Consider the following 15,562-nt stretch of genomic DNA (forward strand, 5'->3'; position numbering starts at 1 on the left):
TACTTGGTGCTTATGCCTGATTTATGGGAGGAGAAATGGCGTATCTGGCACAACTCAATTTCGTCACCGTTTTGATGTCGACGGCGTTCTGGATCAACCTGGCCATCGTCGTGGCCGTCACGTTGATTGTTTACTGGATCATTAACCGGTTACTGGCATTCGCCTATAAAACCATTCAAAACTGGCGTAACGGCCATCCCGGTAGCGGCGATCTGCGGTTTATCGTGTTCGACATGCTGCAAAAAACCAGCAAAATCCTGATCCTGGTTACCGCCTTTTTGTTCAGCCTGCGTTTCGCCGCCCTGCCGGACCGGCTGTTCTCAACCATTTCCCAGGCCTGGTTCCTGGTGATTGCTATCCAGATGGCAATCTGGCTGGACCAGGGCGTCCAGTCGTGGATGCGCCATTTGTTGCGCGCGCCGGACACCCACCGCAACCCGGTGACGCTGGTGATCCTTGGGATGATCCTGCGGGTGCTGGTGTGGTCAATGATGTTTCTGTCGATCCTGGCAAACGCAGGCGTTGATATCACCGCGCTGGTCGCCAGCCTTGGGGTGGGCGGTATCGCCATCGCCCTGGCGGTACAAACCGTCTTAAGCGATGTGTTCGCCTCGCTGTCCATCGGCTTTGATAAGCCGTTTGAAATCGGCGACTTCGTGGTGTTTAACGACGTGGCGGGCAATATTGAGCATATCGGCCTGAAAACCACCCGTATCCGCAGCCTGAGCGGCGAGCAGATCGTCTGCGCCAACGCCAATCTGCTACAGCAGACCATCCACAACTATAAGCGGATGCAGACCCGCCGCATCGTGTTTACCTTTGGCGTCGCCAGCACTACGCCGCCGGAAAAGCTGCGTATTATCGGTGAGTTGGTGAAAGAGATTATTAACGACGTCGGCAATACCCGCTTCGACCGCGCCCACTTTTTGTCGTTCGATCAGGATCGGCTGACCTTTGAGGTGGTCCATATCGTGGCGACCGCCGACTATAACAAGTATATGGATATCCAGCAGGAGATTAACATTCGTATCATTGAACAGTTGAATGAAAATGATATCGAACTGGCGCTGCCAAGCCTGGTGATGCGTGCGCCGGTACAGGTCAAGCGCGCCGCGCCGGCGCAGAACGCGGCGTAAGCCCACCTTCACGCCGCCCGTGGTTCGGGCGGCGTTTCCCCATTCCCGCAGGCGGTTTCGCTTGTGCTGCCCGCGCCGTTGTCATAGCTTGTCGTTTCGTCTTATGAATGCTAAGCGTTATATAAAAATAGTTTAAGGATCGTTATGACGACTCAACGTTTAGGGCAAGCGGTAGTCATTGGCGCGGTAATGATTTTTGGCCTGACCTATGGCCTGAGCGCCCCCCTGATTTCTTTACGTCTGCATACGGAAGGCTACGACGAGTGGTTTATCGGCCTTAACGCCGCGATGCATGCCGTGGGCGTATTTGCCGTGGCTCCGTTTCTTCCGGCGCTGTGCCAGCGCTACACCCCTGGCGCGTTAATCACCCGCTCGCTGTTCGCGATCCTGATTTTGCTGTGCCTGTTTCCCTTCGTGCCGCTGCTCGGCTGGTTTGCGCTGCGCTTTTTACTGGGCGTATTCAGCGAGATTATTCTGGTGGTCACCGAAACCTGGCTGAATCACACCACCGTAGAACAGGCGCGGGCCAAAACCCTCGCCTGGTATACCGCCAGCCTGTCGCTGGGTTATGCCATCGGGCCGCTGTTGTTGTTGATTGCGCCGGGCGATATCCCGTTTTACCTCGGCGGCGGCCTGGCGCTGCTCAGCGCGTTGATTCTCTGGACCAGCGCCCCGCCCAGCCCGCCGCTGGCAGAAGACAAAGTCAGCGGGATTTTACGCTACGTCTGGATGGCGCCGCTGGCGATGGCGGCCACCGCGCTGAATGCCGCGCTGGAAGCTGCCGGGCTGAATCTGCTGGTGGTGTATGCCATGCAAATGGGCTGGAGCGAACAGGCTGCCACCGAGCTGCTGGCGGTACTGATGGTCGGCGCGATTGTGCTGCAATTGCCGGTGGGCTGGCTGGCGGATAAATACGATCGTCATAAGCTGCTGCTGGGCTGCGCCGCGCTGTCTACCGTCGGCGCGCTGCTATGGCCGCTGGCGCTGAATGTGCCGTTCCTCGCCTGGCTGCTGATGTTTTTCTGGGGCGGCGTGTTTGTCGCCATCTATACGCTGATTATCACCCAGGTGGGGTCGCGCTTTACCGGCACGCATCTGGCGGGTGTTTACGCGGCGATGTCGATTATGTGGGGCGTGGGCGCACTGATTGGTCCGAGCCTCGGCGGGATCGCCATGAGCGCCTTTACCCACGGCCTGCCCTATCTGGCGGCGCTGCTGTGCGGGCTGTTTTTTCTCTGGGCGCTGTGGGTACATAAACAAGAAAACGGTGGGGCCTGACCCCACCGCTCGGCTTACAGGGCGATGCGGATCACATCGTCCGGACTGGTGGCTTCCTGCTTGCGACTGGAAGGCTGTTTGACGCTGACGTACAGGGTTTTGCCATCCGGTGACAGCGCCAGGCTGTTGGGATGGACCGGGGTGTCGATAGTTTTCACTACTTTGTAGCTTTTCGCGTCGATCACGCTAACCGTGCCCGCCTGACGGTGGGTCACGTAAGCTTCGTTGCGCGCCGGGTTAAACAGCACCGCCAGCGACGCAGGCGCATCGATTTGCGCCAGCACTTTCCCGTCGCGGGTATCGACCGCCAGCACCTGCGGCTGTTTGGAATCGGTAATAAACGCGCGGTGGTTTGCCGGATCCAGGCTGATGTTCAGGAAGAAGTGCTCTTTTCCGTCATCCAGCACTTTCTTACGCAGCACTTGCTTATTGGTAGCGGTGTCGAAGGCAATCAGCTCGCCGTCGGCGTTGGTGGTATAGACGCGTTTCGCATCGCTATCCAGCGCCAGGCCGGTGCTGAACTTACCGGTGCCGGTCAGCGTGGTGCGCAGTTTCATGGTCGCGCCGTCAATCACCCAAATCACGCTGTCTTCGCTCAGCCCGGTGACATAAACGGTGTTGGTCGCTTCATCCACCACCAGTTGGCGGGTGTGCATCGGCTTGACCTTTTCGCTGCGCTGGCGGTTATCCAGCACAATGCGGCCTTTCACTTCACCGGTTTTAGCGTCAATCGCCGTTACCGCGCTGTTCACGGTATTGCCGAACCACAGGGTGTCGGTTTTGGTGTTAATGGCGGCACCAAACGGCTTGAGATCGTTGTGAATGCGCTGTTTCACTTCCAGGGTCGCCGGATCCAGTTTATAGACCACGCCGCCTTTATCCAGCGAACGACTCTGGGATGTCGCCACATACAGCGCCTGCTCTGCCGGACTGTAGGCCATTTCATACGCCCCCTTGTCGACTGGCTTACGCAGCAGTTGGTCTGCGGCGTGGCTGGTGAACGTGGCGAACGATGAGCTAAACAGCAGCGCGCCGAGCAGTGCGCGGCGTGCAGACAGATGACGAAATTCCATAACAACTCCCTTTTTACGTAGAAATGGCGGCGTCACATTGCATCCAGAAAGCGGCCATGATGTTTTCACGGCTCTGATTTTGGTGAGAATAATAATCATTATTTTTAGAAAAAGGGAACAATTTTGCGTAACTGCCTGGCAATTGCCCACTACACTTCAATTGTTAACGATAAGTGCTGTTAATGTTTTCAACTTATTTCCAGATAACCTAACATTTTGGCGCATTTACATAAAATTGGTTCAGGCATGATTATTTTTCGCGCGTTATTTCCCCTGCCGGTGGCGTTACTGCCGGTGATTTTTACTCCCCTGACGGCCCTTGCCGCAGAAAATGAACAAACGATGGTGGTCACCGCCTCCCCCGGCCCGGTCTCTGAACTGGATACCCCGGCGGCGGTCAGCGTGGTGACGGGCGACGATCTGCGCCACGCCGCGCCGCAGATCAACCTGTCGGAAAACCTCGGCAGCGTGCCGGGTTTACAGATCCAAAACCGCCAGAACTACGCCCAGGATTTACAACTGTCGATTCGCGGTTTTGGCTCGCGCTCCACCTACGGCGTGCGCGGCATTCGCCTGTACGTGGACGGCATCCCGGCCACCATGCCGGACGGTCAGGGCCAAACCTCAAACATCGATTTAAACAGCGTGGCGAGCGTGGAAGTGCTGCGCGGGCCGTTTTCGGCACTATATGGCAACGCCTCCGGCGGCGTGATTGACGTGAAAACCGCAACCGGCGAAGCGCCGCCGACGCTGGAAGCCAGCAGCTATTACGGCAGTTTCGGCACCTGGCGCTACGGCCTGAAAGCCAGCGGCGCGGTGGGCGACGGCACCCAGCCAGGGGACGTGAACTACACCGTCTCCTCCACCCGCTTCACCACCCATGGCTATCGCGATCACAGCGGCGCGCGTAAAAACCTCGCCAACGCCAAACTGGGCGTGCGGGTTGACGACGCCAGCACCCTGACGCTGCTGCTGAACAGCGTGGATATCCACGCCAACGATCCTGGCGGGCTCTCCTACAGCGAATGGCAGGATAACCCGCGCCAGTCGCCGCGCGGCGATCAGTACAACACCCGCAAATCCATCAGGCAGACCCAGGCCGGCCTCAACTACCAGCGGGCGATGAGCGCCAGCGACGATCTCAGCGTCACGGCTTACGCGGGCGAACGGGAAACCACCCAGTACCAGTCGATCCCCATGGGGCCGCAGTTAAACCCGACCCACCCAGGCGGCGTGATCCAGCTTAGCCGTCACTATCAGGGCATCGACAGCCGCTGGACCCACCGCGACACGCTGTGGACGCTGCCGGTGAACGTTACCCTCGGGCTTAACTACGAAAACATGAGTGAAAAGCGCAAAGGTTACGAGAACTTCGTGCTGGAAAACGGCGCGCCGGTGTATGGCGAAAAAGGCGATACCCGCCGCGACGAGCGCAACCTGATGTGGAACCTCGATCCCTATTTGCAGTCGAGCTGGCAATTAACCGACAAACTGACGCTGGACGCCGGGGTGCGCTATAGCTCCATCTGGTTTGATGCCAACGACCACTACATTACTGCCACCAACGGCGATGACAGCGGCGATGCCAGTTATCACAAATGGCTGCCGGCGGGGGCGCTGAAATACCGCGTTACCGACGCGTGGAATGTCTACCTGTCAGCGGGCCGCGGCTTCGAAACGCCGACCATCAACGAGCTCTCCTACCGCTCCGGCGGGCAGAACGGGCTAAATCTGGCGCTGAAACCCTCTACCAGCGACACCCTGGAACTGGGCAGTAAAACCCGTCTCGGCAACGGCCTGTTCAGCGCCGCCCTGTTCCAGACCGATACCGATAACGAGATCGTGGTGGATGCCAGCAGCGGCGGGCGCACCACCTATAAAAACGCCGGAAAAACCCGTCGCCAGGGGCTGGAACTGGCCCTCGATCAGCAGTTCGCTTACGACTGGAAGCTGAAGATGGCCTGGACCTGGCTGGACGCCACCTACCGCAGCAACGCCTGCGGCGCAACGGACTGCAACGGCAACCGGATGCCGGGCATCGCACGCAATATGGGCTACGCCTCGTTCGGCTATCAGCCGGAACAGGGCTGGTACGCGGGCGCGGACGTGCGTTATATGGGGGATATCATGGCGGATGACGAGAACAGCGCCAAAGCGCCTTCTTACACGGTCGCCGGGCTGAATACCGGCTATAAATTCCTCTATCAACGCTGGGCGCTCGACCTGTTTGGCCGGGTGGATAACCTGTTTGATAAGCGCTATGTCGGCTCGGTGATCGTCAACGAGAGCAACGGGCGCTACTACGAGCCCGCGCCGGGCAGGAATTATGGCGTGGGGATGTCGGTCAGTTATCAGTTCGAGTAAGCAGAAAAAATGGCCCTTAACCTGGAAGCCTGCTCACAAGCTCACCGGTAAGGGCCATCAAAAAAGCGCGCACAGTTCATTCCAGTAACGCAGACGTATCGTGCGGCGAAACGCGTTACGGCTTGCGATACCAGGCAGGGTCGATATTGCCGAAATCAATGCCATACAGGTGTCCGGTTGGGATAAAGGATTCCATCACGCGTCCGCTATCGGGGGCGTGTGATGCAACAACGGCGGGAACAAAGGCGGCTTTCAGCGCGCGCCCGAGGCGGTTCAGAAATGTTTGCATATGACCTCACAGGAAACGGCGTCTACTAAACTCAGTAAAACGCCGTCTGCGCTGGAGGGGAAATAAAAAGGTTTTCTTTGGTTAGTTGAAAATTCGCTAATTCATCGAGTGATAGTAATAACGGCCCACCAAATCATTAGCATCTTCAATCACTTGATGAACGGCGCGCACGCAGCGTTGCGCATCCCGTGCTTCAAGGGCATTCATTAATTCATGGTAGTCATACTGGCATTGCTCGATTTTGGGCAGTTGCGGATAGAGGAAATTAAAGCAAGGCCCAACCTGCACCCAAAGTTGTTCAATCAGGTTATTAAGCGTGGGCATTTGCGCCAGCTTATAGAGTTCAAAGCGGAAGATCCGGTTTGCCACCAGCGTTTGCTCCACTTCGCCACTCTCTTTTGCCTGAGCAAAATTTTCCCAGAGTTTACGTAAGGTGATGACATCCTCTGCGGTCATTTTTTCCAGCGCTTTTTCGACAGCCAGCCCCTCAAGGCCCTGACGAATCAGATTAATTTCCCTAAAGCGTTCCTCGCTTATTTCCGGCACCAAAAACGCCTGGGCTGGCGTCGCCACCAGCGCACCGGATGAAACCAGCCTTAACAAGGCTTCACGCACCGGGGTAATACTGGTCCCCAACTGCTCAGCGAGGTCTTTCGTGACAAGACGCGAACCAGGCTTCAAACTACCAATGATCAACGCATTTTTTAATCTTACCTCCACTTGCGTGGTTAAACTCATCCGTTGCGCCCTTTCCAGATCAAGCATGGTATTTCCTGCCTCACTCAATGATGTCATATTCCTGTTACTGTCCTTCAGGCACCGTCTACTCAGGCCTGTATAATTAATAGCCTTATAGTTTTCAGGTGCACTTAAGAAAATAGCGATATTTGGATAAGATGCCAGCAAAATCGTTAAGAAATGCTAATCGAATTCTTGTTAATAAGCACGACTAAATACACGCACAATGCATCACTTTCATTAATAAAGTGACAATCGTTGGGCGGTCCAAGCTCCAGGCAATCGCCCTGATGCATTTCGTGGCGCACATCGCCTTCTAAAAACACCAGTTCGCCCTGCTGCAGCCAGATGAGCTGGCGGGTAAACGCGTAGGCCGAGGCGGGCATGGGGACATTGCTGCCGGCAGGCAGTTCGACCTGGACTAAATCGAGTGGAAAATCATTTTGCGGTGAGATATGGCGGCGCAAATAGTGGCTCTGCGGGTCGCGCCACAGCGGCTGATCGGCATAACGCAGCAGCCGCCCGGACGGCGCTTCCGCCCGGGCAATCAGCGTCGACATGCTGATACCAAACGCGCCGGAAAGCCGCGCCAGCAGCGTCGCCGTCGGGCTGCTCTCGCCGCGTTCAATTTTGTGGATCATGGCGCGGGAAACTCCGGCTCGCTGGGCCAAATCGCTTAACGACCAGCCGCGTGATTCGCGCTCAAGGCGGATTCTGCCACTGATCCGTTGATTTAATGTGTCGATTATATTATTCATAGCGTATCAATATAGTAAACACCCCTCCGAGGTTCAACCATGAAGATTCGCCGCGCCCGCGCAGAAGACTGTGAAGCCATTGCGGGTATCTACAACTACGCCGTTTTGCATACTGCGGCTATCTGGAACGATCGCACCGTAGACACCGACAATCGCCTCGCCTGGTTCTATCAGCGCGGCAATGCGGGCTACCCGGTACTGGTGGCCGAAGAGAACGGCGAGATTATCGGTTACGCCTCGTTTGGCGACTGGCGGGCGTTTGAAGGCTTTCGCCACACGGTAGAGCATTCGGTGTATGTCCACCCGGACCACCACGGCAAAGGCATCGGCAAAGCCCTGATGCTGGCGTTGATTGATGAAGCGCGCGCCTGCCATAAGCATGTGATGGTGGCGGGAATTGAATCAGAAAACGCGGCGTCCATCGCGTTGCATCATAAGCTGGGCTTTACTATTAGCGCAAAAATGCCTCAGGTTGGCACCAAGTTTGGCCGCTGGCTGGATCTGACCTTTATGCAGCTCCAGCTCGACGACCGCAGCGAGCCGGATCTCCCGGCATGAACAGTTCCCTCACCCTGCTATTTTTGACCGCCGCAGGGATCGGCCTGGTGGTGCAAAACACCATTATGGTGCGCATTACCCAGTCCGCCTCGACCATCCTGATCGCCATGCTGCTAAATTCGCTGGTGGGGATTGTGCTGTTTACCGGCATCCTGCTGGCGCGCAACGGCCTCGCCGGGGTTCAGGAACTGGTCGCCACCGTGCGCTGGTGGACGTTAATCCCCGGCCTGCTGGGTTCGTTTTTCGTGTTCGCCAGTATTACCGGCTATCAGAACGTCGGCGCGGCCACTACTATCGCAGTGCTGGTGGCCAGCCAGTTAATCGGCGGGCTGGTGATGGATATCGCCCGCAGCCACGGCGTCCCGCTGCGGGCGATGATTGGGCCAGCCATTGGCGCGGTGCTGCTGGTGATCGGCGCCTGGCTGGTGGCAAAAAGGCAGTTTTAGAGAATACTGCCGCCGCGCGTCAACTGATCCAGCCGCGCTTTTTCCGCCTGTTGGCGCTCCTGCGCCTGGTGATGCCCGTGATGGGCGATGGCGGTGCGTAACCGTTGCTGCTGCTGATATCGCTCCTCGCGGCTCAGTTCGTTATCGTCGCTCAGCTCAATCAGCAATTCATTCATTGGCGCTATGACGCTTTGCGCAATCGCCGCATCGACGCGGCTTATCACTTCATCCAGATGAGACATCGCCCCTCCTTAATGTGGTTTTGTTCAATCTTAGCGCGCCCGCACACCACAAACCAGGCTAATGGCCTCTGGCGTGTCAATGCCCCGATAATTCATAGGATTTCGCTTTTCTTCTGCCGTTTGCTTGCCGCCCGGCGCGGTAAAGTAGACAGGTAAAAGAAGATGGGCAGGAACAACACGTGGCAAAAACTCTCTTACGCAGCGGAAATCTGGATGACTTCCAGGCTGTCGGCGATAACGGGCAATCCGTTTTTGACTCTGCGCTGCAAATTCGTGAAACCCTGCGCCTGCGCAAGCAGCCGCTGGTGGACTATCTCGCTATTCCGCAGCGTAATGACGATGGCGATCGGGTGGACTGGTATGCGCCGTTAGAGGGTAAAGCGACCTCCTGGCTGGCCGCCAGCGATGCCCAGCGCAAACAGGCGCGCCGCCTGCTGGAGAGCGCCCTTGCCAGCGCCAGCGCATTAAGCCAGCGCTGCCGCCAGAGCGATAAAACCGCGCTGGCCCACTTTGGCGCGCTGCTGGAAAAAGCGCTCCAGTTCCCGGCCGCCAACCACGTCTGGCTGGTGGACGGCAAACCGGTGATCACGTTCTGGGGCTTCGTCAGTATTAATGAAGGCCTACGCGACGATATTCTGGCCTGCCTGAATGACGTGGAACCCGCGCCGCCGGTGATTGACACCCTGCCTGTCGACGAGCCTGAAGCGCCCGTTATCAAACCGCAGTTGAGCGAACCCGACGCGCCGCTGCTGATGCCCGCGCCGGAGCCCGCGGCGATGCCGGTTATCGCGCCCGTCAGTGAACCGGCTCCACAAATTCAACCTGCCCCCGCCGCGCCAGCGCCTGCGCCAACCCGACGCAAATCCGTCTGGCTGCTGCCGGTCGCCGCAGCGGTGATTGCCGCCATTGCTGGCCCGGTGCTGTGGACTCATCTGCAAAACCCGACCGTTGCCGCCGCGCCGCAAGCCGCCGCAGACAAAATCGCTGCGGTACGTGCGCTGGAAAACCCAACGCCGGTGGCGGCGGAAGTGAAACCCGCGCCGATGGTTGAAGCCCCGCCGCTACCGCTGGCCCAGGCGAGTATTGCGCAGCCAGAACCGGTAGTTACGCCGCCGCCCGCCTCCGTGCCGCCAGAAGAGACCCGTAACGCCATGATAATGGATGCCGATCAGGTCAAAATCGGTTCCACCCGCTTCCTGAACGGCAGTTGGCGGATTCAGGTGGAATCCCGCGATCCCATTACCGGCAAACCGCCGTCGCTGCGTTACGACATCAAAAACAACAAAGGCAGCGTGCGCGTCACCCATGGCGACAACATCGTCTGCCGCGGCGAGGTGTTCTCCGGCCTGCACAGCAGCGGTGAATTGATGATCAAAACCCGCGGCAGCGCGCGCTGTACCGACGGCTCGCGCTTCCCGCTGCCGGAAATCACCTGTAAATCGGGAGAGGGAAGCGTCGCTCAGTGTACGGCGCGTTATGACGCGAACACCCTGCTTCCCCTGACGTTTAAGAAAGCGAGCGCCTGATCCTATGCTGGCAAACCTGTGCGATTACCAACAGAACGTAGCCCTGATTGAAAACAGCGGCGTCCAGTTCCTTGATTTCGGCCTGACGCCGCAAGAGCCGCTACACGGCGGCCGCTTTGTGCGTAAAACCGCTAACGGCCCGCTGCTGCGCCTCGACTATCTGGCCGCCAGCGATAAATACGCGCTCCCCGCCCGCGACGGCGGCGTGGCGGAAGTGGTGAAACCGGAAAGCGCCCATCTGCTGAGCTATTCGCTGAGCGTGCTGGATGGCGTCTGGCTGCCGGTGCCGGTGCTACGTTTCAATCCGCCGCGCACCTTCACCACCGGCCCGGATAACTGGGCGCGGGTGCAAATTCGCCGCCTGGCGGAGCCTGACAGCGCCGGAAATACCCACCGCGTCACCTTCGCGTTCGATACCCATCTCAGCGACGACGATAGCGCTTCGCTGCTGGCACCTTCGCAGTATGACGTGCGCAACGGCAGCCGTTTCGCCCTCGCCTGGCGCGATGATGAAGTGGGTGATTTCCTCGATCACACCTGGGTTGACGGCTGGCTGCGGGAGAGTTTTACCCATTACCTCGCCACCCATGAAAACCGCACCCAGGGCGACAGCGCGAAAGCGCTAAAAAACTTTGAATATCAGGCGCACTGGCTGAACCTGCTGACCATGCTGGGCGAACAGTTACAGGTGCCGGAGATCAAAATCGTCACCGAAACCCTGGGCACCGCCGCCATTAACGTCGACCTGATCCTGGATGTGGGCAACACCCATACCTGCGGCGTGATTATCGAGGATCATGGCGAAGCCAATGACGGCCTGCGCCAGACTATGGAGCTCCAGGTGCGTTCGCTGAGCGAACCGCAGTTTCTTAACTCGCCGCTGTTTACCAGCCGCCTTGAGTTCTCTCAGGCACGCTTCGGCAAACAGCACTTCTCGGTGGAAAGCGGCCGCGACGACGCTTTTGTCTGGCCCTCCATCGTGCGTGTCGGCGATGAAGCCCGCAAGCTCGCCACCGAACGTCTGGGCAGCGAGGGCCACAGCGGCATCTCCAGCCCGCGCCGCTACTTATGGGACGAAACCCCGTCCAGCCAGGCGTGGCGCTTCAGCTTGCTGACGCCGAAAACCCAGCGTGAACCGCTGGCTACCGCCTGGCCGCTGATGAACCTGATGAACGACGACGGCGAACCGCTGTGGAAGCTGCCCGCCGACGAGCGCCTGCCGGTATTCTCGCCGCAGTACAGCCGCAGCTCGCTAATGACCCAGATGCTGTGCGAACTGCTGGCCCAGGCGCTGGTGCAGATCAACAGCGTCGCCAGCCGCCAGCGTATGGGGTTCAGCAATTCGCCGCGCCACCTGCGCAACCTGATCCTGACCCTGCCCTCCGCGATGCCAGGCCAGGAGCGGGAGATTTTCCGCCGCCGGATGCAGGAAGCCATCGCCCTGGTGTGGAAAGCGCTGGGCTGGCATCCGCAGGATGAAGACTTTGCCAGCGAACAGGGCAAACGCCAGAGCCGCATTCCGGTGCCACATATCCATATGGAGTGGGATGAGGCCAGCTGCGGCCAACTGGTATGGCTGTATAACGAAGCCATGGTGCATTTTCGCGGGCAGACCGAAGCCTGCTTTAACAGCTTTGCCCGCAATGACCGCCTGCCGGAACCCGGCGAAGCGCCGGGCCGCACCCTGCGCGTCGCCTCGATTGATATCGGCGGCGGCACCACCGATATGGCGATTACCCGCTACAGCCTCGACGACGGCGTCGGCAGCAACGTCAAAATTTCCCCGACGCTGCTGTTCCGCGAAGGTTTTAAAGTCGCCGGCGACGATTTGCTGCTGGATATTATCCAGCGCTGCGTATTGCCCGCGCTGCAAGCCGATCTGCAAAAAGCGGGCGTGGCCGACGCCGCCGCGCTGCTGGGTTCGCTGTTTGGCGATTCCGGACGCATGGACACCCAGGCGATCCTGCGCCAGCAAACCACCCTGCAACTGCTGATGCCGCTGGGCCATGCGATATTGCAGGCCTGGGAGCAAAGCGATCCGGCCGACGAGCTGGCCGGGCTGTACGCCAGCGTCGGCGATCTGCTGAGCAAACGCCCGAGCGTCAACGTTCTGAACTATCTGAATCAGGCGATCGCCCTGGCGCTGCCCGCCGATGCCAGCGGTTACGACCTGTTCGCCGCGCCGCTGCAAATCCGCTTCAGCGAACTTCAGGAGCAGATTTTTGCCGGTAAATTCTCGCTGTGCGCCCCGCTGCACGCGCTGTGCGAAGTGATTTCCCATTACCGCTGCGACGTGCTGCTGGTTACCGGGCGTCCGGGCTGTTTGCCGGGCGTCCAGGCGCTGATCCGCCATTTGCAACCGGTGCCGGTTAGCCGCATGGTGTGGCTGGAAAATTACGAAGTACACGAATGGTATCCGTTCAGCAAACAGGGGCGCGTTGGCAATCCCAAATCCACCGCCGCCGTGGGGGCGATGCTGTGCGCCCTGGCCCTGGATCTGCGCCTGCCGCGCTTCAACTTCAAAGCAGCCGATATCGGTGCCTATTCCACGGTGCGCTACCTCGGCGTACTGGACAATGAAGCCAATACGCTGCGCGACGAGAATATCTGGTACCGGGATATCGACCTCGATAACCCGGGCGAGAAGCTCAATGCCAAACTGCATTTCCCGCTGCGCGGCAACGTCACGCTCGGTTTCCGCCAACTGGATAACGCCCGCTGGCCCGCCACGCCGTTGTATACCGTGGCGGTCAACTCGACCTCGCTGGCGAAAGCCATCGCCGGGGATGGCGTGCTCAACGTCCGCCTGGCGCTGCACGGCGAAAAATCGCGCCCGCCGGAAGGTTTTACCCTGGCGGAAGCCTGGCTTTCCGATGGCAGCAAAGTGCCGGTGGATCAACTGACGTTCAAACTGAATACCCTGGCGGACCGTCGCAGCAGCGGCAGCCACTACTGGATTGATAGCGGGAGTGTGTACCTCAAATGTCTGTAACTTCCTCACTTCCGGCGCTGGAAAACTGGCTGGCGCAGGCGCGTCAGCGTTCGGCGCTACTGGACGCGCAGGCTAGCGTACTGCAACTCGCCCTCGCCCGGCTGAACGCCCGTGCCGAGGCCCAGAACAATCAGGCCGAATCAACACGCACCCTCGCGCTGTGCGGCGCAGGCCAGGCCAGTAAAGCGTTTTTGCTGAGCGCGTTTTGCGGCGGCGAACAGGGCCGGTTACCGGTCACGCCGGGCAAGCATCTTGATTACCTTGCGCATATCAACCCTGGCCATAACCCCTGCGCCATGGCGCTGCGTTTTAGTGCGGGCGCATCGCTGAGCGAGGCGTTTCCGCTGACCTTACGCCTGCTGAGCGAAGCGGAACTGGTGACGCTGTTTATCGAACATTATCATCACAAGCCGAATCCGCGCGGCGTGGACGATGCGCTGCTGCGTAAGCGTCTGGATGAGCTACAGGCGCTGCGCCAGCCGCTGGCAGACAGCGCCATCACCACCGCCAGCCTGGCTGTGGTGATCGACACTTTTACTCGTCGTGCCGGAACGCGCGCCCGCAGCGTCCAGATGGAAACCTGGCACCGCTTTGCGTCGCTGATCCCGCACCTGGGCCTTAGCGAACGCAGCCAGCTGTACGCGCTGCTGTGGGGCGATCAGCGCGAGTTCACCGCGCAGTGGCTGAGTCTCGCGGAAACGCTGCAACTGTTGGGTTATCACCGCAGCGTCGCCGCGCCGCTCAGCCTGCTGGTGGACAACTTTTCCCTGCCTGAAGAAGGCTTCTTACTGTGCGAACACCAGGACAACGCCAGCGCCCGGGACGTGCTGGTGTGCGCCATCAACGGCGACGCGCTGCAACCCGCGCTCAGCGTAGCGGTGAACCAGTTGGCGCTACTGTGCGCTGAGCTGACGCTGCCGCTGGAAAGCCCGTGCGCACTGGGGGATGTGGACCTGCTCGACCTGCCGGCTCCGGCATTTTCTGCCGGCGCGCCGCTGTGGCAGACCAAACGCGCATTTTTACTGGACTGCTACCGCCAGCAGGCGGCTATCGATCTGCTGGTGATGTGCGGCGCGACGCCGGACCGAGTCTCGACGCCCGCCATTGCTCGCACGCTGCTGCGCTGGGCGCAGGAAACCCATCCAGTACAGGACGATACGCTACCGGGCCTGGTGTGGGCGATCACCCCTGGCGATGCGCGGTTCAGCGGCGAACAGCATCTGGATGACGGCGTGCAGCGGTTGCTGGGTAAACCGGGGCAGCGCTGGGGCACGCTACAGGCGCTGGATAATCGCAGCCTGCCGCGCCTGATTGAGTGGATGCAGGAAGCGCTGAGCGAACAACGGCGCGCGAAGCGTCTCGCGGCGCAGCAACAGCGTTTGCGCCAGGCGCTGAAGGATGCCTTCGCTCCTTATCATGACGACAACACCGCCGCCGTCGATGCCGAGCAGGCGATCCGCGCGCTGCAACGCCAGGCGGCTCGGCACGGCGATATCCTGGCGGCGCTGCTGCCGCCGGTCGCCACGCTACAGGCGCTGTGCGACACGCCGGATAGCGCGCCGGTTACCCATACGCAGGGGTTGTTCGATCAGCATATCGATCTGTTCGCTGAGCCGCAGTCGGGCGATTCATCCGCAACCGCGACTCAGGGGACGCTTGCCACCCGGACGCATCAGCTGTGGATTAATCATGTCCGCCTGTGGAGCCAACAGCCGGAGCAGGCGCGCCTGCTGGATCTGGAGCCGGCAGTGCTGGCCTGGCTGGGGGAAACCCTGATTGTCACCAGCTATCGGCTGCGGCTGGACGCGCAGCTGGATGCCATCGCCCGTGAAGAAGGCGTCTGCGGCGCGCTGCTGTATGCGGGGCTGGGCAACTTTATTACATGGCTCGGCGTCAACGATCTACCGCCGGACGCGCGCCCGGCCAGCCGCGTGAACGCCGGCAAACCGGTATTCGCGCCACAGCCTGGCTGTAATACGCGTTTGACCAAACTCAGCGAACAACCGGCGCATGCCGCGACCGGCTATGTCTATGACTGGCTGGTGATGTTGTACCATCAGGCGCGTGGGAATCAGGGTTATCAGCACCCCGAAGCGCTGAAAGCTCAGGATCAGGAAAGGTTAGCAACGTTGCTTTCACCACTCGTTTAATCAAAAAAGCCA

At 59.5% G+C, this 15,562-nt stretch carries 13 protein-coding genes; 8 read left to right on the forward strand and 5 right to left on the reverse strand.

Annotated features, from left to right (window positions below; translation table 11 throughout):
* Window positions 1–35 precede the first annotated feature (35 nt).
* Complete coding sequence (locus FHW74_RS14790; RefSeq protein WP_183171160.1) at window positions 36–1,136, forward strand: mechanosensitive ion channel family protein; 1,101 nt, start codon at window positions 36–38, stop codon at window positions 1,134–1,136.
* A gap of 144 nt (window positions 1,137–1,280) precedes the next feature.
* Complete coding sequence (locus tag FHW74_RS14795; protein ID WP_183171161.1) at window positions 1,281–2,414, forward strand: MFS transporter; 1,134 nt, start codon at window positions 1,281–1,283, stop codon at window positions 2,412–2,414.
* A 14-nt stretch (window positions 2,415–2,428) separates the two neighbouring features.
* Here the strand turns inward: FHW74_RS14795 and FHW74_RS14800 are convergent, their stop codons facing one another.
* The gene (locus FHW74_RS14800) at window positions 2,429–3,487 is read right to left on the reverse strand and encodes a YncE family protein (protein WP_183171162.1); all 1,059 of its coding nucleotides are present in this window, start codon (window positions 3,485–3,487) and stop codon (window positions 2,429–2,431) included.
* Between the two features lie 246 nt (window positions 3,488–3,733).
* On the opposite strand from FHW74_RS14800, the gene pqqU reads away from it, so the two are divergent.
* Entirely contained in the window at window positions 3,734–5,851 is a 2,118-nt protein-coding gene (gene pqqU / locus FHW74_RS14805) for a TonB-dependent receptor PqqU (protein ID WP_183171163.1), read from the forward strand.
* Window positions 5,852–5,966: 115 nt separating this feature from the next.
* On the opposite strand, the gene FHW74_RS14810 is transcribed toward pqqU, so the two are convergent.
* The 3 genes from FHW74_RS14810 to FHW74_RS14820 all read right to left on the reverse strand — a co-directional run bounded on the left by FHW74_RS14810 (window position 5,967) and on the right by FHW74_RS14820 (window position 7,636).
* Window positions 5,967–6,140 carry a hypothetical protein gene (locus FHW74_RS14810; RefSeq protein WP_183171164.1) on the reverse strand — a complete coding sequence of 58 codons (174 nt, stop codon included), beginning with the start codon at window positions 6,138–6,140 and terminating at the stop codon, window positions 5,967–5,969.
* Window positions 6,141–6,236: 96 nt separating this feature from the next.
* Window positions 6,237–6,905 (reverse strand): GntR family transcriptional regulator, encoded by a 669-nt coding sequence (locus tag FHW74_RS14815; protein WP_183171165.1) that lies wholly within the window; start codon window positions 6,903–6,905, stop codon window positions 6,237–6,239.
* A gap of 146 nt (window positions 6,906–7,051) precedes the next feature.
* Window positions 7,052–7,636, reverse strand: a complete 585-nt coding sequence (locus FHW74_RS14820) for a helix-turn-helix domain-containing protein (RefSeq protein WP_183171166.1) — start codon at window positions 7,634–7,636, stop codon at window positions 7,052–7,054.
* 39 nt (window positions 7,637–7,675) lie between these two features.
* Between FHW74_RS14820 and FHW74_RS14825 the strand changes: the two genes are divergently transcribed.
* Both FHW74_RS14825 and FHW74_RS14830 read left to right on the forward strand, forming a co-directional pair.
* Window positions 7,676–8,194 (forward strand): GNAT family N-acetyltransferase, encoded by a 519-nt coding sequence (locus FHW74_RS14825; protein ID WP_183171167.1) that lies wholly within the window; start codon window positions 7,676–7,678, stop codon window positions 8,192–8,194.
* Window positions 8,191–8,640 carry a DMT family transporter gene (locus FHW74_RS14830; protein ID WP_183171168.1) on the forward strand — a complete coding sequence of 150 codons (450 nt, stop codon included), beginning with the start codon at window positions 8,191–8,193 and terminating at the stop codon, window positions 8,638–8,640. The genes FHW74_RS14825 and FHW74_RS14830 overlap by 4 nt, the downstream gene beginning before the upstream one ends.
* Here FHW74_RS14830 and FHW74_RS14835 read toward each other — a convergent pair.
* Window positions 8,637–8,882, reverse strand: a complete 246-nt coding sequence (locus tag FHW74_RS14835) for a DUF2526 family protein (protein WP_183171169.1) — start codon at window positions 8,880–8,882, stop codon at window positions 8,637–8,639. The genes FHW74_RS14830 and FHW74_RS14835 overlap by 4 nt on opposite strands.
* Before the next feature lie 179 nt (window positions 8,883–9,061).
* Between FHW74_RS14835 and FHW74_RS14840 the strand changes: the two genes are divergently transcribed.
* From FHW74_RS14840 to FHW74_RS14850, 3 genes are read left to right on the forward strand one after another with little or no spacing between them, the layout of a single operon-like run.
* Window positions 9,062–10,408: an SrfA family protein gene (locus FHW74_RS14840; RefSeq protein ID WP_183171170.1), complete on the forward strand. Its 1,347-nt coding sequence runs from the start codon at window positions 9,062–9,064 to the stop codon at window positions 10,406–10,408.
* Between the two features lie 4 nt (window positions 10,409–10,412).
* Window positions 10,413–13,400 carry a virulence factor SrfB gene (locus FHW74_RS14845; protein WP_183171171.1) on the forward strand — a complete coding sequence of 996 codons (2,988 nt, stop codon included), beginning with the start codon at window positions 10,413–10,415 and terminating at the stop codon, window positions 13,398–13,400.
* Complete coding sequence (locus tag FHW74_RS14850) at window positions 13,391–15,550, forward strand: virulence factor SrfC family protein (RefSeq protein ID WP_183171172.1); 2,160 nt, start codon at window positions 13,391–13,393, stop codon at window positions 15,548–15,550. Before FHW74_RS14845 ends, FHW74_RS14850 begins: the two co-directional genes overlap by 10 nt.
* The last annotated feature ends 12 nt before the right edge of the window (window positions 15,551–15,562 follow it).

The sequence above is a fragment of the Atlantibacter sp. RC6 genome (genome assembly GCF_014193285.1).
Classification (GTDB): Bacteria; Pseudomonadota; Gammaproteobacteria; order Enterobacterales; family Enterobacteriaceae; genus Atlantibacter.

Coding starts and splice junctions, on each gene's coding strand:
- FHW74_RS14790 (WP_183171160.1), top strand. CDS start 36: ATGGCGTATCTGGCACAACTCAATTTCGTCACCGTTTTGATGTCGACG.
- FHW74_RS14795 (WP_183171161.1), top strand. CDS start 1,281: ATGACGACTCAACGTTTAGGGCAAGCGGTAGTCATTGGCGCGGTAATG.
- FHW74_RS14800 (WP_183171162.1), bottom strand. CDS start 3,487: ATGGAATTTCGTCATCTGTCTGCACGCCGCGCACTGCTCGGCGCGCTG.
- pqqU (WP_183171163.1), top strand. CDS start 3,734: ATGATTATTTTTCGCGCGTTATTTCCCCTGCCGGTGGCGTTACTGCCG.
- FHW74_RS14810 (WP_183171164.1), bottom strand. CDS start 6,140: ATGCAAACATTTCTGAACCGCCTCGGGCGCGCGCTGAAAGCCGCCTTT.
- FHW74_RS14815 (WP_183171165.1), bottom strand. CDS start 6,905: ATGCTTGATCTGGAAAGGGCGCAACGGATGAGTTTAACCACGCAAGTG.
- FHW74_RS14820 (WP_183171166.1), bottom strand. CDS start 7,636: ATGAATAATATAATCGACACATTAAATCAACGGATCAGTGGCAGAATC.
- FHW74_RS14825 (WP_183171167.1), top strand. CDS start 7,676: ATGAAGATTCGCCGCGCCCGCGCAGAAGACTGTGAAGCCATTGCGGGT.
- FHW74_RS14830 (WP_183171168.1), top strand. CDS start 8,191: ATGAACAGTTCCCTCACCCTGCTATTTTTGACCGCCGCAGGGATCGGC.
- FHW74_RS14835 (WP_183171169.1), bottom strand. CDS start 8,882: ATGTCTCATCTGGATGAAGTGATAAGCCGCGTCGATGCGGCGATTGCG.
- FHW74_RS14845 (WP_183171171.1), top strand. CDS start 10,413: ATGCTGGCAAACCTGTGCGATTACCAACAGAACGTAGCCCTGATTGAA.
- FHW74_RS14850 (WP_183171172.1), top strand. CDS start 13,391: ATGTCTGTAACTTCCTCACTTCCGGCGCTGGAAAACTGGCTGGCGCAG.